17 protein-coding genes and 1 pseudogene are annotated in these 18,041 nt (G+C 60.7%); 4 read left to right on the plus strand and 14 right to left on the minus strand.

Translation table 11 applies throughout. The features are described 5' to 3' along the window. Positions 1-2: 2 nt before the first annotated feature. Positions 3-1,490 carry a YncE family protein gene (locus BLV09_RS20190; protein ID WP_146688610.1) on the minus strand — a complete coding sequence of 496 codons (1,488 nt, stop codon included), beginning with the start codon at positions 1,488-1,490 and terminating at the stop codon, positions 3-5. Between the two features lie 23 nt (positions 1,491-1,513). Beyond that, positions 1,514-1,951, minus strand: a complete 438-nt coding sequence (locus BLV09_RS20195; RefSeq protein WP_146691214.1) for a DUF305 domain-containing protein — start codon at positions 1,949-1,951, stop codon at positions 1,514-1,516. 667 nt (positions 1,952-2,618) lie between these two features. Between BLV09_RS20195 and BLV09_RS20200 the strand changes: the two genes are divergently transcribed. Then, on the plus strand, positions 2,619-3,608 hold the full coding sequence (locus tag BLV09_RS20200) for an ABC transporter substrate-binding protein (protein ID WP_146688611.1): 990 nt from the start codon (positions 2,619-2,621) through the stop codon (positions 3,606-3,608). Between the two features lie 60 nt (positions 3,609-3,668). Then, positions 3,669-3,854: pseudogene (locus BLV09_RS20205) on the plus strand (helix-turn-helix domain-containing protein); the annotation flags it as partial. A 79-nt stretch (positions 3,855-3,933) separates the two neighbouring features. Here the strand turns inward: BLV09_RS20205 and BLV09_RS20210 are convergent. The 12 genes from BLV09_RS20210 to BLV09_RS20265 form a co-directional block, all read right to left on the minus strand. Next, positions 3,934-4,473, minus strand: coding sequence for a winged helix-turn-helix transcriptional regulator (locus BLV09_RS20210; protein WP_244548762.1), 540 nt, complete (start codon positions 4,471-4,473; stop codon positions 3,934-3,936). A gap of 109 nt (positions 4,474-4,582) precedes the next feature. After that, a complete protein-coding gene (locus tag BLV09_RS20215; protein WP_146688612.1) occupies positions 4,583-5,848 on the minus strand; it encodes a CaiB/BaiF CoA transferase family protein in 1,266 nt (421 codons plus the stop codon). Positions 5,849-5,850: 2 nt separating this feature from the next. After that, entirely contained in the window at positions 5,851-6,648 is a 798-nt protein-coding gene (locus BLV09_RS20220) for an enoyl-CoA hydratase/isomerase family protein (protein WP_244548763.1), read from the minus strand. 230 nt (positions 6,649-6,878) lie between these two features. Continuing rightward, positions 6,879-7,652 carry an enoyl-CoA hydratase-related protein gene (locus BLV09_RS20225; protein WP_100384152.1) on the minus strand — a complete coding sequence of 258 codons (774 nt, stop codon included), beginning with the start codon at positions 7,650-7,652 and terminating at the stop codon, positions 6,879-6,881. Positions 7,653-7,743: 91 nt separating this feature from the next. Further along, positions 7,744-8,448 (minus strand): SDR family NAD(P)-dependent oxidoreductase, encoded by a 705-nt coding sequence (locus BLV09_RS20230; RefSeq protein ID WP_100384153.1) that lies wholly within the window; start codon positions 8,446-8,448, stop codon positions 7,744-7,746. A 20-nt stretch (positions 8,449-8,468) separates the two neighbouring features. After that, a complete protein-coding gene (locus BLV09_RS20235; RefSeq protein ID WP_146688613.1) occupies positions 8,469-9,296 on the minus strand; it encodes an enoyl-CoA hydratase-related protein in 828 nt (275 codons plus the stop codon). A 61-nt stretch (positions 9,297-9,357) separates the two neighbouring features. Continuing rightward, positions 9,358-10,362, minus strand: coding sequence for an NAD(P)H-dependent flavin oxidoreductase (locus tag BLV09_RS20240; RefSeq protein ID WP_146688614.1), 1,005 nt, complete (start codon positions 10,360-10,362; stop codon positions 9,358-9,360). Positions 10,363-10,390: 28 nt separating this feature from the next. After that, positions 10,391-11,578 carry an acetyl-CoA C-acyltransferase gene (locus BLV09_RS20245; RefSeq protein ID WP_146688615.1) on the minus strand — a complete coding sequence of 396 codons (1,188 nt, stop codon included), beginning with the start codon at positions 11,576-11,578 and terminating at the stop codon, positions 10,391-10,393. A 3-nt stretch (positions 11,579-11,581) separates the two neighbouring features. Further along, positions 11,582-12,775, minus strand: coding sequence for an acyl-CoA dehydrogenase family protein (locus BLV09_RS20250; protein WP_146688616.1), 1,194 nt, complete (start codon positions 12,773-12,775; stop codon positions 11,582-11,584). A 21-nt stretch (positions 12,776-12,796) separates the two neighbouring features. Continuing rightward, positions 12,797-13,978: an acyl-CoA dehydrogenase family protein gene (locus tag BLV09_RS20255; protein ID WP_146688617.1), complete on the minus strand. Its 1,182-nt coding sequence runs from the start codon at positions 13,976-13,978 to the stop codon at positions 12,797-12,799. 13 nt (positions 13,979-13,991) lie between these two features. After that, complete coding sequence (locus BLV09_RS20260; RefSeq protein WP_146688618.1) at positions 13,992-14,729, minus strand: SDR family oxidoreductase; 738 nt, start codon at positions 14,727-14,729, stop codon at positions 13,992-13,994. A gap of 75 nt (positions 14,730-14,804) precedes the next feature. After that, positions 14,805-16,361 carry a class I adenylate-forming enzyme family protein gene (locus BLV09_RS20265; protein ID WP_244548764.1) on the minus strand — a complete coding sequence of 519 codons (1,557 nt, stop codon included), beginning with the start codon at positions 16,359-16,361 and terminating at the stop codon, positions 14,805-14,807. A gap of 232 nt (positions 16,362-16,593) precedes the next feature. Between BLV09_RS20265 and BLV09_RS20270 the strand changes: the two genes are divergently transcribed. Continuing rightward, the gene (locus tag BLV09_RS20270; RefSeq protein WP_146688620.1) at positions 16,594-17,337 is read left to right on the plus strand and encodes an SDR family NAD(P)-dependent oxidoreductase; all 744 of its coding nucleotides are present in this window, start codon (positions 16,594-16,596) and stop codon (positions 17,335-17,337) included. 1 nt (position 17,338) lies between these two features. Continuing rightward, positions 17,339-18,016, plus strand: a complete 678-nt coding sequence (locus BLV09_RS20275; RefSeq protein ID WP_100384162.1) for a glutathione S-transferase family protein — start codon at positions 17,339-17,341, stop codon at positions 18,014-18,016. The last annotated feature ends 25 nt before the right edge of the window (positions 18,017-18,041 follow it).

The raw sequence follows: 18,041 nt of genomic DNA on the forward strand, positions 1-18,041 counted from the left end.
CGTTATCGCGCCTGAACTTGCACGACACTACCCGGTTTCTCGCCGTCGCCTTCGGCAATGACGAGGTAGCGCTTCTCGGAAGGCGTTGCATTGTCGACCAATTGCCGGATCGGCCCGGTGGTATTCACGATCGCCGAGCCCGCCGGATTGGTCATGAACTTGGCGAGTGGTTGCAGCTGTCCGCTGCCGTCCTGGTTGGCCGCGAACGCGAGGACATACGGCTTCTTCGGCTCAAGCCCCGTGACCGAGGCCTGCAACACCTGGACTAGGCCCTGGTCGAACAGCGAGACGCTGGTCGGAGTTTTGGTCGCTGAACTGCCCGAAGAACCGGTCGTCGATCGTGGCGTCAGCAAAAGGTGAGCCGCCTGCCCCGCCAGACCCAGCGGCTGCAAATCCTGCTTGCCGTCGCCTTCAGGCACCGCGTTGGGCACATAAGTGATGGCTTGCGGCGCCTGTCCGATCGGAATCGTCGCGATGACCTTGTTGGTCATGGTGTCGATTGCGGTCAACGCATCGTCGTTTTCCAGACCGACATAGACCCGGCTACCGTCACCCGAAGGCCAGACGCCATGCGGCAGCTTGCCAACCGGAATAGTCGCAACCTGCTCGAAATTGTCGGTCCGGAACACCTTCACCTCGTTGAGACCACCGATCGTTACATAAGCAAACGTACCGTTGGCATTGTGCACGATATTGACGTGATTGCTGATCGGACCGGTATCGAGCGTCTTGATGATATCGAACGGCGGCTCGGCGTTGAACACCTGGGTCTTGCCGGTGTCCTTCAGCGTAAACCACACCTGTTTGCCATCGGGCGTCGCCGCAATATTGGGACAGAACGGACTGGCCTGCTGAACGCGTCCGACAATCTGATGGTCGGCAACGGTGACGACATCGGTCTCCGGATTGAACGACGAACAGACATACCCGTACTTGCCGTCCGGCGAGAATATCTGCATGCCCGGGCCGTTCGGCGTCTTGATACGCGTCTTCTCCTCGAACGTCTTGCCGTCGAGCACCGAGACGTAATCCTCACCCCGCACCGTGACCCATACCTCGCTGCCGTCAGGCGTGAAGAAGGCTTCGTGCGGCGAGCGCCCGACATAGGTCGTGTGTTTCACCGCATTCGTCGCGGTATCGATGAAGGTGACCGAGTTCGAGCCGATCGACACTACCGCGATCGTCTTGTGATCCGGCGAAAAGCCCATGCCGTGGACCAGCACCTGCCCCTTGTACAGCGGGCTGAAATTGCCTGGCTGCGGATCGCCAAGGCGAATGACGCCCAGCAGCTTGTTATCGCTCGGATCGGTGACCGACACCGTGTTGGAGAATTGCTCGGCCGCGTAGACGCGATCGCGATGGCTGAGCGGAATATCCGGCGCTGAAGCGGCGGCCGGCGCCTGCCCGGCCCAAGCCGCCGGCGAATATGTAAGGATTGTGCCCGCAACGCACGCGGAGACAAGACACGCAGAGAAAAGATAACGATTCATGTAACGATTCATGGCAATACCCCTCATTTCATCGGCATCATCGACATGCCGTCATGCGGCGTCGCTGCATGGTCTGACATTGTGGATAAAGGTTGGCTGGAAGAAACTTGCGTAGGGGCTGGTGCATCGGGCGACAGCGGCTGACCGAGCGCCAGATGCATGGCATTAATCTCCTGCTGCTGCTCGACGATGATTTCCTGAGCGATCCGGCGCAGCTGTTCGTTCGTGCCATAGCGCAGTTCGGCTAACGCCATATCGATGGCGCCCTGATGATGCGGGATCATCATGGCTGCGAAATCGGCATCGATATCACCCGTGGGCTTCGCATCCATGCCTTTCATCATCTTGTCCATGGCCGAATTGTTCTCGGCAAGGAAGGAAGCCTCGGCGGGATACTGGGTGGCCGCCGAAGCCGCAGGTGTCGCGCTGCTTTGAGCGCGCGTTGCTTGCAGTGAAAGCATCGCACATGAAATCGCAAAACCTGCGATCGATAGTGTCACGACGCGGACCGAAGTCGAACTGGTCAATTTACTCTCCGGTTGCTGGCCCCACCTGGCGAGACGGAAGCGGTAGCTTAATGTTTCTCCAACAGGGAATGAAGTTTGCGTGAACGTCCGAAACAGGATTCGGCCGCGACAGACAAAAAGAAAAACAACACTGGAATAAAACTGAATCAGGCTGTCGAGCTCAGGAACAAACCATCATCAAGAGCGAAGCCGCGCAGCCACCTTAGCACGATCGATCAAGGGCTTCCGCATGGAGATAAGTCAGCAGGGCTGTCGGCTTTTTCGCAAGTAATTCGAAGATACCAGAACCCGGAGCTCGGCGTGGCGCGCCCACTCTAAATTATAATTTAATATTCAATTCGGGTGCGGTGAAACGGTTTTTGCTTTGCCGACAAACCCAAATCAATCGCGTTGGCGCGATATTGGACGTTTGACGGTCATTCATACCAAGCTGCGCGACAACCTTCTTTCGCAGCTTCGGTAACGAGACGATCGTTGCTTGCGAGTTCGAATATTCAGTCAGCCATTTCATTGACTACAATTCGTTCGCCCGTAGGCTCTCAACGTCATTGACGGATGATCATCCGATCAAACCGAGAATTAAATAAGAGAGACTATGTGCATGAATACGATCGAATCTGAAGCCAGAGTGCATAGGCGCCTTCGCATTATCGGCGCCACGCTGTTTGGAGCCCTATTGGGATTTGCACTGACGGCGGCGGCGCTGGCATCTGACGTCGTCACGCTTCGCGTTGGCGACCAGAAGGGCGGCAATCGCTCCTTGCTGGAAATTGCCGGGCTCGCCCAAGATCTTCCTTACAAGATCGAATGGTCCGAATTTCCAGCGGCGGCGCCGATTCTCGAAGCGCTGAACGCGGGCGCGCTGGACGTTGGCTATACCGGAGATCTGGCTTTCCTCACGGTCGACGCTGCGGGCGCACCGATCAAAGCTATCGGCGGGACCCGGGCCGACGCCCGGACGCAAGCCATTTTGGTGCGCAACGATTCTCCAATCAAAAGCATCGCCGATCTCAAGGGAAAGCGATTGGCCGGAACGCGCGGAGGCTGGGGCCAATTCCTGATCGACGCGACGCTGGAGAAGGCAGGACATAAAATCGACGACGCCACATTCGCGCCACTAGGCCCGGTGGATGCCAAGATTGCACTCGTTGCCGGCTCCATCGATGGCTGGGCGGTCTGGGAGCCCTATGTTTCCTATGCGACGATCAAGGATCATGCGCGGATCGTCGCCGACGGCGAAGGCTTGACACCCACGATCACTTTCATTGTTGCTTCCGATCAGGCCATCGCGATCAAGCGAGCCGCCGTGCAGGATTTGGTGCAGAGGCTCAACAAGGCACGGCTATGGTCGCTGGATCATCTTGGCGAATATGCCAAGGCTACCGCCGATCTGACCAAACTTCCCGAGGACGTGCTGCTCAGCGCCTATACCGCGCAGCGGACCAGTCCGATCGTGATCGATGCAGGCATCGTCAAGGAGGTTCAGGAGGCCTCCGATCGAGCCACCCGATACGGCATTCTTTCCAAGACGCTCGACGTAAGCAAAGCGGTCGATCGCAGCTTCACGGCAGCGGCTGCCGGGTCTAACTAGCCAAGGCTTCAATCACGGATGGAAAAAGGCCAGCAATCATTTGCGGCCCTTTTCATCGTCGCGCGCGCGAGTTCGAGTCTACGCGTCGAGGCCGCCCGGCTGATGATGGAGCAAGGCCGCCATTCGATGGACGTGATTGCGGACGAAACCGGCTTTGGCGATAGAGAACGGATGCGCCGGTCGTTCCTGAGGACCCTCGGGCAGCCGCCGCAGACCATTCGCCGGAATTCGAGGGCCGCGGCCTAGACGTGCCCCGCGCGGGCACGAAAGACAGCCGCGCGCGAGGCCTCCACACCCCTCTCCTGCAACAGTATTATTTGTCCTGTTAGGTGGATTTGCGCTGAACTCGACGCGCGCTCTTCGGTTTGACCTTTGCGGGCCCGGACTGATCGCCAAATCGCTTTCGGTTGAAAGGCACGGCGCCGGCTCCCGGAACAATCTCGATATCCTCGAGCTGCAGCGGCTTGCCTCGCGCCGACAGCAGCGGCGGATATTCGATTTGCCGCCCGCTGCTACGATCCTTGAAAACCACCTGCGGCCCCGCTGGCTCCGCAAGCCAGTCATCACCCCATTTCTTGAGTGCGAGGTAAGTCGGGAGAAAGTCGTGCCCCTTCTCGGTCAAGACATATTCGTAGCGGCCGCCGTGCTCCGGCAACGGCACGCGCGTCATCATGCCGAGATCAACGAACTTCTTCAGCCGCGCGCTGAGAATGTTCGGCGCGACGCCCAGATAGTATTGAAACTCATCGAACCGCCTGATGCCATAATAGGCTTCCCGAAGCAGCAGGATCGACCAGCGGTCGCCGACCACCTCCATGGCACGCGCGATCGAGCATTCCTTGTTGAAAGAACGGGAACGCTTCACATTGTATCTCGCAGTTTCGGTTTCTCGCGGTCTGGTTACTCGGCGATTCCGGATGGCTTATAGCAGCAGACCAGTGCCTTTCGCCTATCCCTTTCGCGGTGGCGTGCAATCAAGCCGCCCGCCCCGCAGGCTCCGATGGTTTGACCGCGGCCTCGGGCTCATGCACGCGACGGTGCGTAACCAGCGCTCCGATCTCGGACAGCCTCTGCAACTCGGGCTCGCTCACGCCCAGTTCGCGAAACACCTCCCTGTTGTGTTCGCCCTGGAAAGCCGGCGTACCGATCGGCGTCAGCTCATCTCTGGAAAAGTGCCAAGGCCGCCCCGGCAACTTATATTCGCCGCCGCTGCGGTCCGGAACGAGCTGGACTGCACCCCAGTAATCGCTCCAATCCGACTTTGACAGTTCCTTGATCGAGCGGATCTCACCCATCGCGATCTTGGCTTCATCGAATTGCGCGTCGAGCGTCGCCATGTCAGGGAAAGTCAGCATCCAGGACTGGATGATCTGGTGCAGCGCGCCGAAGTTCAGCCGGCGCGCCGCGGCGTTCGAAAACCGCGGGTCGTCCATCAAATCGACACGTCGCATCGCGCGCAGCCAGGACGGAAACGTCCGGCTGCCGACAATGCTGGTGGCGACAGTGAAGTGTTCGCCCTGCGGTCCCGTGAAGAAGGAACAATCGGTGGCGCCGAGCACTGCGGGCTCCGCTCCGATGTCGTCATCCGACAGATCGACATGCGCGCGTTCGTTGACCGCAAGCAGGGTCGCGGCCATCGCGACGTCGATGTATTGTCCCTGTCCCGTCGTTTGCCGGCTGTTGAGCGCCGCGAGGATGGCAATGACCGCCTGCAACCCGGCATAGACGTCGGCATGCGACAGGCTGTCGGTACGCGGCTCCTTCAAGGCCTCGCCATAATGGCGCACGCTATTCTCGGTGAAACCTGCCTCGGCCTGTACGGTCGGCGCGTAAGCCATCCGGCTGCGCCAGGGGCCGCCCTGGCCGTAACCGGTGATCGATGCGTAGATCAGCCGGGGGTTGCGCTTCGACAGGGTTTCGTAATCAAGACCGAAGAAGCCAAGCGTCCCCGCACGAAAATTCTCCACCACGACATCGGCGGTATCGCAGAGCTTCAATGCCAGATCATGTGCGCCGGGAATGTTCAGATTGATGCTGACGTTGCGCTTGCCGGCGTTCTGCTGGGCATAATAGCCCGACATACCGTCCGTCGACGGAAACGCAAAGCGCGAGACATCCGGGCTTGGCGGTTCAATCTTGATCACCTCGGCGCCGAGGTCCTGCAATGTCCGCGCGCACAGCGGGCCTGCAAGCACGCGGGAGAAGTCGACGACGCGAATTCCGCTGAGAGGGCCGCTCATGATCAGCGCCCCACGAATTTGGCAAGGCCAGGACCGTTCTTGCGGAACGAGGCGAGGCCGGCTTTCAGATCTTCCGACGCCCAGATCGGCGCCTGCACCCTTGCCATCGCTTCGTCGGCGGCGGCCACACCATCATTGACGGCGATATGGGCGAGCTCCTTGGTCGCGGCGTGGGCCAGCGTCGGACCTTGCGCGAATTCCTCGGCGATCGCCATCGTCGCCTTTTCCAGAGATTCTTCCGGAACCGTGAGATTGATCAGGCCCCACTTCTCCAGCGTCGGCGCGTCATAGCGACGCGCGAGCATGGACATCTCCTTGGCGCGCAACGCGCCGATACGCTGGACCTGACGCTGAATGCCGCCGAGCAATGGATGCAGCCCAAGCGTCGCCTCCACCGAACCGATCTTCGCTGAATTAGCCGCGATGACGTAGTCACAAGATAGCGCCAGTTCGAGACCACCGCCGAGGCACACGCCATGGACACTCGCGATCAACGGGATCGGCAGCAATTCCATGAAACGGAGAAACTCCACTCCGTTCAGGCGACGGTTTTCGTTGCCTGAATCTCCGCTACCCTGCTCCACACGCTTGTCGAAAATATCGAGATCGGCGCCGGCGGAGAAATGCCGAAGGCCGCTGCGCAGGACAATCGCACGGCTGCCGGCGTCTCTCGCCGCTTCGATCTGTTCAACGATGGCATTGATGAGCTTCGGTCCCAGCAGGTTGTAGGGACGATAAACCATGGTCAATACGGAAATATTGCCGCGCTGCTCGCGCGTAATGAGTGCATCCTCAGACACGACGTACCTCCATTTTTCGACGCGGGGACGCGCCCCAATCTTCTTTGTTTCAGTCAGCCTACAAGATGACTTGCGTTTTGCAATTCATCTTGATTGATTAAATGATCACTTTCATTTCATGCGGCATCGCCCGCGGCCTGCGCAAATCGCACGGCGTCCGCGACAGCAGCGCGATCAGTTCTGTCTGATTGCTAGGTTGATCAGCGCTGTTTTAACTGGACGATCGCGATTTATCCGCCGACCTTCGAAAAATCAGGCTTACGACGCTCGGCAAATGCTGCGAAGGCCTCGCGCGCTTCCCCGGTCTGCAGACGCTCGCGAAACAATGCGCTTTCCCGGCTGATTTGAGCCGCGATCTTGTCCATGTCGCGCATCAGCGCTTTGGTGTGGCTGAGCGAGCCCGCCGGCCGCTTGGTCAGCGCTTCGGCAGCCGCCCGGGCCCTGGCGCGCAACTCCGCGGCCGGAACCACGGCATTGGCCAAACCGCAAGCCAATGCGGTGGCTGCATCGAGAGGTTCACCCAGCGCAAACATGGCGTAGGCTCGGACGTGCCCGATCCGCGCCGGCAAAAGCCAGCTCGATGCCGCCTCCGGAACCAGCGCCAGATTCACAAACGGCGTCATCAGCTTGGCGCTGTCGGCAAGAAACACGAGATCACAATGCAGCAGCATCGTCGTGCCGACACCAACCGCGTTGCCTTGCACAGCGGCAATGAGCGGGCGGGTCGCCTTGCCGAGATTGCTGATAAATCGAAATGCTTCGCTCTCGCCGGTGTCCTTGCCGTTGGCCTGAGCGCTGAAATCGGCAAGGTCGTTTCCGGCGGTAAAACTATCCCCGTCGCCCTGGAATAGAATCACCCGCACGGCCGGATCTTTCTCCGCGCGCTCCAGCCCATCCGACAAGGCGCTGTACATCGCGTTGCTCAAGGCGTTCTTTTTGTCAGCGCGAGCCAGCGTCAACGTCATGATGCCTTCGGCCAATTCGGTTTTCACATGTTCAGTCATGATCGCCTCTTTCGGATCTGGCCTTCTCGGCCGGTCGCGTTTACGCATTCGTGTTTCAGGCTCGTACCGCTGCGACCCCTGCGCTTCAATCTCACCACTTTTCGCCGAACGGACGAAGCTCGGTCAGAAATGACCATGCCGAGCGATCCTGATTATGGAGGTGCCACAATTCGTCGGCGATTGCAGATGGCTTGATGAAGAACTCATCAGGCGCTTCGCGCAGACGTTCGCGCATGCGCGGCACATCGATCACGGCATCGATGAGCACGTAGGCAACGTGGATACCGCGCGGTCCGAGGTCGCGTGCGATCGATTCCGATAGAATGCGCTGGGCGGCCTTGGTCGGCGCGAAGCCGGAAAAATTTGCCTTGCCGCGAATGGCGGAAGTGTTGCCGGTGACCAGGATCGTGCCTTTGCCTGCCTTGATCATATCCGGCGCGACTTCGCGCGCCAGATACAACAGACCCATGACATTCACCTGAAAATTCCGATCGAGCATCTGCGGGTCGATTTCGAGAAACGTTCCCCACCCTCCTCCCACTGCGTTATGGATGAGGGCATCGGGAGCGCCGTACAATTTGCGCACATTCGCGACGGTGTCGGCGACCTGGCTTTCGTTCGAAACATCGCAGATCATCGCATGAGTATCCGGAAGCTCCTGCTCAAGCTCGCGGATGCGCTCCGGCGAGCGGGCCAGGGCGATCACGCGAAATCCACCGCGGGCGAAACGCCGGACGATCGCGGACCCGGTGCCGGGGCCGACACCCGTAACAATGGCAATGGGCTTGTCAGTCATGAAGATGGCCTCGCTATCGCTTAATGCCCGCTGAATGCAGGTTTGCGTTTATCGATGAAGGCACGCACCGCTTCCTTGTGATCGGTCGTCCGTGCCGCGCGCACCATGTTGTCGGCCTCCTGATCCATCGAATCGAGAAAGTCCGAAGTCACGGCGTGGTCGAGATTGTCCTTGATGTAGGCCAGGGCGATCGACGGGCCCTCGGCCAGAGACTTCGCCAGCGCAAAGGCTGTCTCGCGAAGTTCGGCATCCGGCACAACGCGGTTGACGAGACCAAGCATCTCGCAGCGACGCGCGTCGATCCGTTCCGACAGGAACATCAGTTCGCGCGCCCGCGATGTTCCCGCAAGCCGCGTCAGCAACCAGGCGATGCCGTAATCGCCCGTCAGTCCGATGCGGGCATATCCCGTGGTCATGATCGCAGATTCGCCGGCGATGCGGATGTCGCAGGCCAGCGCGAGCGCAAGCCCGGCGCCTGCCGCAGGCCCGGGCAGTGCGGCAATCGTCGGTTTCCTCACCGCCACAAGCGCGCCGGTCAGGGTGCGCTGCTTTATTCGCAGGTCGGCGACGCGCTGTTCGATCGGCACTTCCGCCTTGGTTGCATTGCTCCCCATGCCCTTGACATCGCCTCCGGCGCAAAAGGCGGTGCCGGCGCCGGTGATCAGCAGCGCGCCGACCTTCGGATCATCGCCGCATTGCTTGATCACGCGCCGCAATGCGGGTGTCAGGCGGTCGGAGAGGGCGTTGCGTGCCTCGGGGCGGTTGAGCGTGATGAGCGCGACCCGGTCCCTGATTTCGCATAATAGCTCGCTCGTGCCGGTATCGACCTCGATCCGTTCTTCCGCCATGCCCGCTGCTCCCGTTTTAATCCTGTCGATTATTGACGCGCGGACCACCGAAACAGGAAGTTCACGCGACTTTCAAAGCCGCTTTGCTTTCGGCACCGAGCAAACCCGTCAGCCGGTCCCTGATCAGGCGCTCGGCGTCCGCCATGATGCGATCGATCAGTTCCTTGACCGTCGGGATGTCGTGGATGAGTCCGACCACCATGCCGCAGCTCCACGCACCGGCGTCCATGTCGCCATCGACCATGACCTTGGGATAGACTCCCGCAACCTCGTCGTGAATGTCGGCGATCTGGAGCTTGCCGCCCTTCTCGCGTTCGATTTCCAGCAGCCGTTCGACGCCGGCGTTCTTGAGTACGCGCTCGGTGTTCCTCAGCGCGCGCATGACAAGGCGGGTGTCGAGTTCGGAAGCGCCGACGATGGCCTTCTTTACATTCTCGTGCACCGGCGCTTCCTTGGTGGCGATGAAGCGCGTTCCCATGTTCATGCCGGCGGCGCCGAGCGCCAGCGCGGCCACCAGACTTCGTGCATCGGCCATGCCACCCGAGGCAACGAATGGTATCTTCAGTTCTTCCGCTGCACGCGGCAGCAGGATCATGTTGGGCATGTCGTCTTCGCCGGGATGTCCGCCGCATTCAAAGCCGTCGACGCTGACGGCATCGCAGCCGATCTGCTCGGCCTTCAGCGAGTGCCGAACCGACGTGCATTTGTGGATGACCTTGATGCCGCCAGCCTTTAACGCCGGCATGAGTTGCTCCGGGCTGCGCCCGGCGGTTTCCACGATCCTGATCCCACCTTCCCTGATCGCCGCGATGTATTCCGGATAGGGCGGCGCGCTAAACGTCGGCAGAAAGGTCAGGTTCACACCAAACGGCTTGTCCGTCAGGTCGTGGCAGCGGGCGATTTCCTTCGCCAGTAATTCCGGCGTCCTCTGCGTCAATCCGGTAATGATCCCGAGGCCGCCGGCATTCGACACTGCAGCGGCGAGCTCTGCAAACCCGACATAATGCATTCCGCCCTGGATAATCGGATGTTCGATGCCGAACATTTCAGTGATTGCTGTTTTCACGAATGGCTCCCGTCTGTCTGCGCTGAGGTCAATGGACGATTTCGAGCAGGCCCGCGGCTCCCATGCCGCCACCGACGCACATGGTGACAACGGCGTATTTCGCCTTGCGCCGGCGGCCCTCGATCAGCGCATGCCCGGTCAGGCGCGCGCCGGTCATGCCGTAGGGATGACCGACCGCGATCGAACCGCCGTTCACGTTGAGCATTTCCGGATCGATGCCGAGCTTGTCGCGGCAGTAGATCACCTGTACCGCAAAAGCCTCGTTCAGCTCCCAGAGATCGATGTCGTCGACCGAGAGCCCATGCCGCTTGAGAAGACGCGGCACCGCGTAGACGGGACCGACGCCCATCTCGTCGGGCTCGCAGCCTGCCGCGACGAAGCCGCGGAAGATACCGAGCGGCTTCAGGCCTTTTTGCGCGGCAAGCTTGTCGCTCATGATGACCGCGGCGCTTGCGCCGTCCGAGAGCTGGCTGGCGTTGCCACCGGTGATGGTGAAACCCGGCCCCTTGGCCGGCTTGACGCTGGCAAGACCTTCGGCGGTCGTATCGGGACGCGGACCTTCGTCCGCCGCAAGCGTCACCTGCTTGTAGGATACCGCACCGGTCGCCTTGTCCGTGATCGCCATGGTGGTCTTGATCGGCGCCAGTTCGTCGTTGAAACGACCGCCCTGCTGGGCCGATGCGGTCCGGCGCTGGCTCTCCAGGCTGTATTCGTCCTGACGCTCCCTGGAGATATCGTAACGCTTCGCCACGATTTCGGCGGTGTCCAGCATCGCCATGTAGGCGTCGCCCTTGATGGCGAGCAGTTCCGGATCGACGGCATGAAACATATTCATCTGGTTGTTCTGCACCAGGCTGATGGATTCGCCGCCGCCGCCGACAGCCACCGCAACGCCATCGAAGATCACCGAGCGCGCGGCGAGCGCGATCGCCTGCAGGCCGGAGGCGCATTGCCGATCGATGGTGGTTCCGGCGACGCTCACCGGAAGTCCGGCACGCAGCAGCGCCTTGCGCGCGATGTTGCCGCCGGTGGTGCCCTGCTGCATGGCGCAACCCATCACGACATCCTCTACCTCGGCGCCTTCGATGTTCGCTCGCGACAAGGCCGAGGAGATGGCGTGCCCCAGCATGGTCGCGCCTTCGGTATTGTTGAGCGCTCCCTTGTAGGCCTTGCCGATCGGCGTGCGGGCCGTCGAGACGATCACTGCATCAGTCATTTCTCACCTGTGGTTGGACGCGACATCGAATGCCGCTTCTGACGAGACATCGGAATCATTTTGGGAATCATTTTGCTGCGCGTACCGCATCAGATGATAGGTGGGATCACCGAACTGGACATTGATGGACGCGATCCGCTTGAAGTAGTGACCGACGTTGAGCTCGTCGCTCATGCCCATGCCGCCATGAAGCTGGATGGCCTGCTCGGCGACGAAGCGTGCGGCAGAGCCGACTTTCGACTTTGCGCCGGACGCCAGTTTCGAGACGTGCGGATCCCTCTTCACCAGGCTGAGATTCAAATGCTGGGTCAACGAGATCGACTCTTCGAGCGCGATGAACATATCGACCATGCGGTGCTGCAACACCTGAAACGACCCGAGCGCAACGCCGAACTGCTTGCGCATCTTGCTGTATTCGAGCGTCGCCGAATTTAGCTGACTCATCGCACCAACGGCTTCGGCACAGAGTGCCGCGATAGCGCGATCACGGCAGGCTTCCAGCGCGGTGACGCCCTCGCCTTCCATGCCGAGCAATTGGTCGGCCGGGACATGCACGTTCATCAATGTGATTTCGGCGGCGCGCCGGCCATCGATTGTCTTGAAGCTCTGCAGGTGCAGATTGGCCGATTGTCGATCGACCACAAACAGGCTCACGCCGCTGCGATCGCGCGGGCCACGCGATGTCCGCGCCGAGACGATCAGCTTGTCGGCCCATGGCGCGCCAATCACCGCTGCCTTGGTGCCGCTCAGAACATAGCTATCGCCGTGCCGCCGCGCCGTGCTCGTGACGTTATTCAAATCGTAGCGCGAGCGTCCCTCCGCCCAGGCCAGCGCCCATATCTCTTCACCGGCCATGATCTGCGGCAGGAACGCATCGCGCTGCGCCTGCGAGCCGGCTTCCTCGATCAGTCCGCCCGCGAGCGCCACGGTCTCGAAATAGGGTTCGACCACCAGATTGCGGCCGAACTCCTGCATGACGATCATGGTCGACAGCAGTCCGCCGCCAAGACCACCGGAACTTTCCTGGAACGGCGCCGCGCACAGGCCAAGCTCGGCAAAAGCATTCCAGTGCTTGCGGCTCCATCCCGCGTCAGTTGCGATGATCTCGCGGCGCGCATCGAAATCGTATTGGTCGCGCAGCAGCCGCTGAATGCTGCCTCGAAGTAATTCCTGTTCTTCCGTAAACCTGATGTCCATCGGACGCCTCGTGCGATGCGGTTACAGACCCAGCACCGCTTTTGCGATGATATTGCGCTGGATCTCGTTCGAACCGCCGTAGATGCTGAGCTTGCGTGAATTCAGATATTTCTCGGATGCGGTGTGCCCGTAATCCGGCCCCGGCATGAAATGATTGCCGCCTGCCGGATGTTCGCGAATGGCCAGACCGTAATTGCCGAGCGCGCGGTGGGTCAGGTCGGTGATGCGCTGGAATATCTCGGTGCCCCTGATCTTGAACAGCGAGGCCGCGGGCCCTGGATCGATGCCGCGTGACATCTGGGCAACCACGCGGAGCTCGGTCGCCTCCAGCGCGAGCAGATCGAGCTCGACGCGCGCAATGTCCCTGATGAATTCACCGAAGGCCGGATCGTCCTCGGCGATCTCGGCCTTCACGATCTGTTTGAGGCCGTTGAGGTAACGCGTCGAACGACCGATGCCGGCCATGCTGGTGCGCTCGTTGCCGAGCAGGAACTTCGCGTAGGTCCAGCCCTTGTTTTCTTCACCGATCAGGTTCTCGACGGGGACGCGCACGTCTTCGAGGAAAACGTCGTTGACCTCGTGCGATCCATCGATGGTGATGATCGGACGCACGGTGACCCCGGGCGACGTCATGTCGATCAGGAGGAATGAGATGCCCGCCTGAGCCTTTGCGGTGGGATCCGTGCGCACCAGACAGAAGATCCAGTCCGCGTGCTGCGCCAGCGTCGTCCAGGTCTTGTGGCCGCTGACGATGTAGTGGTCGCCATCCCGCACCGCCTTGGTGCGCACCGATGCGAGGTCAGATCCCGAGCCCGGCTCCGAATACCCCTGACACCACCAATCCTCGCCCGACAGGATTCGCGGCAGGAACTTCCTCTTCTGCGCATCGCTACCGAATGTGTAGATGACCGGGCCGACCATGGTGACGCTGAATGCAAGCGGCGGCAGCGTGCCGGCGCGCGAGGTCTCCTGTTCAAAGATGAAGCGCTGCGTGATCGACCACCCGGGCCCGCCATATTCTTTCGGCCAAAGCGGCGCGATCCATCCCTTTTTGTGGAGGATCCGGTGCCACAGCAGCATCTGCTCCTTGGTCAGGTCGGTCTCGGGATTGGGAACGCGCATTTCCGGCGGATAGTTCGCCGCGATGAAAGCGCGCACCTCGTCGCGAAACGCGGCCTCCTCGCTGGAAAGGCTCAGTTCCACAGCAACGCTCCCGTTACCACTTCTCGCCGAAGGGACGGATTTCCAGCTCAAAGGTCCAGGCGCTGCGCGGCTGCTGATAAAGCAGCCAGTAGGATTCCGCGACCGACGACGGCGGCATCAGCAGGTCCGGGTTATTGAGCGCGTCCGGCCCCAACGCCTCGATCCGTCGCTGGCGCACCCATTCGGTGTCGACCCCGGAATCGATGATGAGATGGGCGACGTGGATGTTTTTGGGACCCAATTCACGTGCGGTGGCCTGGGCAACGGCGCGCAGGCCGAACTTGGCGCTGGCGAACGCCGCATAGCCCGTTCCACCGCGCAGGCTGGCGGTCGCGCCGGTGAAGAAGATATTGCCCTTACCGCGCGGCAACATCAGGCGCGCGGCTTCACGGCCGGCGAGAAAGCCGGAATAGCAGGCCATTTCCCAGACCTTCCGGAACACGCGCTCGGTGGTGTCCAGAATCGGGAAGTTGACGTTGGCACCGATGTTGAAAATGCAGACTTCGAGCGGAGCGTGTTTATCGGCGTCGGTGAGGAAGGAGACGATTTCCTCTTCCTTGCGCGCGTCAAGCGAACGCGCGTGAATTTCTCCGCCCGCAGCCTCGATCTGCTTTACCAGCGGTTCGAGCTTGGCGCCGTTACGGCGCCCGGCGAACACCGTGAATCCCTCTGAAGCAAACTTCTTTGCGATCTCGCCGCCGATATAGTCGCCGGCGCCGATCACGGCCACGGTCGCGTTTCTCTTCTGCAAGGGTCTTCTCCCGGTCAGGTTAAATCTGTCATTTCGGACTGGCTACGGCGTCTTGCCGGCTGATCCCTGTCGCGATCACGCGCCTTGCAGGGACTCCGCGAGCTTATGCTTGAGGATCTTGCCGGTCGAGGTTGCGGGCAAGGTATCGAGCACGATGATTTCCGACGGCCGCTTGTACGAAGTAAGCTGCGGATTGATGAAAGCCATCAGATCGGCAGCCTGGACCGGCGAGCCCTGCATGAGCTGAACGAAAGCGACGACTTCCTCGTTTCCATTGATGGAGCGGCCCACCACGGCGGATTGCACCACATCCTCATGTGAGTTGAGAACGGCTTCGACCTCCGCCGGATAGACGTTAAACCCCGAACGAATGATCATTTCCTTGGTGCGGCCGACGATATAAAGGCAATCGCCTTCGAAGCGCGCGAGATCGCCGGTGTTGAACCAGCCGTCGGCGTCGATCACTTTTGCCGTGAGCTCCGGCGCCCGGTAATAGCCGCGCATCACGTTGCGGCCGCGGACGTGGAGTTCGCCAACCTGTCCGTTCGGCGCCGGTTTTCCGTCCACGGTCTTGATCCGGGCCTCGATGCCCGGCAGCAGCGTTCCGACCGCCTGATCATTGCGCGGCGCATCGAAGCGCACGCCGGATATGCCCGGCGAACACTCGGTAATGCCGTAGCCGTTTGAAAGTGACAGGCCGAATTCCCGCTCGACGCGCGATTTCAGGTCAAGATCGAGCGGAGCACCGGCGACTGCAATCAGGCGCAGCGATCCGCGGTCGAATTGCTTCAGGCCTGCAACGGTCTTGTATTCCAGCAGGCGCTGATAGGTCGCTGGCACTCCGTTGAGGATGGTGACGCGCTCCTCGGCGATCGCCTTGGCGAGGGCAGCCGGGTCGTATTTGCTGACCAGGCGGGCCGTCGCGCCGACCATCAGGGTCATGATCAGCAGCGAGATACCGACGATGTGCGAGATCGGCAGCACGATATAGACTTTGTCGTCGGCATCCATCCTGCGGAAGTGCGCGGTGGTCTTCGCGCTGATCAGCAGGTTTTCGTGAGTCAGCATCACGCCTTTGGGCGTGCCTGTCGTTCCCGACGTGTAGATCAGCACCGCAACCTGTTTGGCCGGGTCGGCTTCGACCGGCTCGGCGGTTGCGCTTTCGTTCAACGCGCTGACGCCGATCTCCGCTAACGGCCCCAGTTGCCGGATCTCCGCGCCATAGCGCGACGCGTGAGCCGCGGCTTCCTTCGAAACACCGCAGGCGAAAAACATCCGGCGCGCACCGCTGTGATCGCGGATCTGATCCAACTCGCGGGCGGACAATCTCGGATTGGCGACGATCGCCCAGGCATCGAGCCGGCTCGCCGCCAACAACAGCCCGGCAAGCGCGATGCAGTTTTCGCTGACAATGATCATCCGATCGCTGGCCCTGATGCCGAGCAACGCGAGAACAGTCGCGATCTCGGTGACCCGCCGATCCAGTTCGCGATAAGTCCAGGACGCGCCGTCTTCGATCAGCGCCATGCGGTCGGGAAATTCGGCAACATAGCTGTCCGCGACTTGATGAATGCGGCCCGGAAGCCCGGCGACAATCTCGGCAAGGTCGATCGGTTCCGACAATTTCGCCAACGCCAACCTCCCGATGTGAATCGCGCCGCCTTTCATGCGGCCTTATTCATAGCCTCAGTTAACGTTCTTTTTTAGAACTCGTCAATCTCTATTCTGGCCGGAGTATCTTCACCGCTTGGTGAGCAACCCCCATCGAAGCCTGTTGATCGCTCCTGATTGACAAATCCCATTTACAACGACCGCGAGGCCGGATATCAATATAGTATCAAATAAGAACTTACAGGGAGCGAGGATGGCTAAAAGTCGCGGCGTAGCAATGTTAGTCGGCGCGGGCGACGCCATCGGCGCGGCCGTCGCCAGGCGCTTTGCCAAGGGCGGTTATACGGTCTGCATTGGCAGGCGTGATGCGGCCAAGTCCCAGGCATTGGTCGACGAGCTGAAAGCCGAGGGCCACGGCATTCACGCGTTCAGCGTCGACGCCCGTCAGGAAGCTGAAGTTCAGAAGCTGTTTGCCGACGTCGAACAGAACATCGGGCCGATCGAGGTCTGCCTCTTCAATGCCGGATCGAACGTCAACAAGCCGCTATTGGATACAACCGAGAAACTGTTCTTCAAGGCGTGGGAACTTGCTTGCTTCGCCGGATTCCTGGTCGGCCGCGAGGCCGCGCGCGTGATGCTTCCGCGCGGGAGGGGAACGATCTTCTTTACCGGCGCGACGGCCAGCGTCCGTGGCGGCCTGGGTTTTGCGGCATTTTCGTCGGCGAAATTCGGGCTTCGCGCTGTGGCACAGGCGATGGCCCGTGAACTGGGTCCGAAGAACATTCACGTCACCCACCTGATCATCGACGCCGGCGTGGATAGCGAGGCTATTCATCAGCGCATGAAAGCGGCGAGAGGGATCGAGGCCAGCGATATCCCGCCGGACAGCCTGACGAAGACATCTTCCATCGCCGAGGCCTATTGGTTCGCGCATCAGCAAACCAGGGACGGCTGGACCCATGAGCTCGATCTCCGTCCATCGGTGGAGAAATGGTAAAATGAGCGCAGCACCGAGTCTCACCCTGTGGGGAGTTGGAACGAGCCGCACCATTCGCCCTCACTGGGCCATGCACGAATTGGGCTTGTCGTACAAAACCAATCCTATCGGGCCGCGGACCGGTGAGACCAAGACTGCGGAATACACCAAACTTAATCCCCGCCAAAAGGTCCCTCTGCTGCAGGATGGCGACTTCTGCATTGGTGAAAGTGCTGCGATCGTTGCTTACCTTTCGAGTATGTATTCGACGCCGGAGCGCTCGCTGATTCCGGAAACGCCGCGCCAATATGCCGCCTGGCTGGAGTGGTGCTTTTTCATTGTGGCGGAGCTGGATTCCACAAGCCTTTATGTGATGCGCCGTCATCGGGCTGACGCGCTCGGCCCGATCTATGGCGTTGCGCCTGATGTCGTTGCCAAGGCCGGTGAATATTTTCGCGAGCAGTTGCGTCACGTCGAGGTCGCGCTTTCGGATAACAGGCAGTTCCTGATGGGCGACAAATTCACCAGCGCCGATATCCTGCTCACGACCTGCCTGGAATGGGCGATCGCCTACGGCGTCGGAATTTGCGACAACGCACAGCCTTATCTCAAGCGCATCCAGACGCGAGAGGCCTACCAGCTCGCCAAGGCGGCAAACGTGCCGCTGGCGCCGGTTACCCCGGTGCTGGCAAAAATCTGAAAGCCACCACCCGGTCGCGCGGGAC

This window comes from Bradyrhizobium canariense, from assembly GCF_900105125.1.
Taxonomy (GTDB): Bacteria; Pseudomonadota; Alphaproteobacteria; order Rhizobiales; family Xanthobacteraceae; genus Bradyrhizobium; species Bradyrhizobium canariense_A.

Bases quoted from the DNA above. Each gene is read 5' to 3' on its own strand.
- BLV09_RS20200 (WP_146688611.1), top strand. From the start codon at position 2,619: ATGAATACGATCGAATCTGAAGCCAGAGTGCATAGGCGCCTTCGCATT.
- BLV09_RS20190 (WP_146688610.1), bottom strand. From the start codon at position 1,490: ATGAATCGTTATCTTTTCTCTGCGTGTCTTGTCTCCGCGTGCGTTGCG.
- BLV09_RS20215 (WP_146688612.1), bottom strand. From the start codon at position 5,848: ATGAGCGGCCCTCTCAGCGGAATTCGCGTCGTCGACTTCTCCCGCGTG.
- BLV09_RS20195 (WP_146691214.1), bottom strand. From the start codon at position 1,951: ATGCTTTCACTGCAAGCAACGCGCGCTCAAAGCAGCGCGACACCTGCG.
- BLV09_RS20225 (WP_100384152.1), bottom strand. From the start codon at position 7,652: ATGACTGAACATGTGAAAACCGAATTGGCCGAAGGCATCATGACGTTG.
- BLV09_RS20230 (WP_100384153.1), bottom strand. From the start codon at position 8,448: ATGACTGACAAGCCCATTGCCATTGTTACGGGTGTCGGCCCCGGCACC.
- BLV09_RS20275 (WP_100384162.1), top strand. From the start codon at position 17,339: ATGAGCGCAGCACCGAGTCTCACCCTGTGGGGAGTTGGAACGAGCCGC.
- BLV09_RS20245 (WP_146688615.1), bottom strand. From the start codon at position 11,578: ATGACTGATGCAGTGATCGTCTCGACGGCCCGCACGCCGATCGGCAAG.
- BLV09_RS20250 (WP_146688616.1), bottom strand. From the start codon at position 12,775: ATGGACATCAGGTTTACGGAAGAACAGGAATTACTTCGAGGCAGCATT.
- BLV09_RS20270 (WP_146688620.1), top strand. From the start codon at position 16,594: ATGGCTAAAAGTCGCGGCGTAGCAATGTTAGTCGGCGCGGGCGACGCC.
- BLV09_RS20235 (WP_146688613.1), bottom strand. From the start codon at position 9,296: ATGGCGGAAGAACGGATCGAGGTCGATACCGGCACGAGCGAGCTATTA.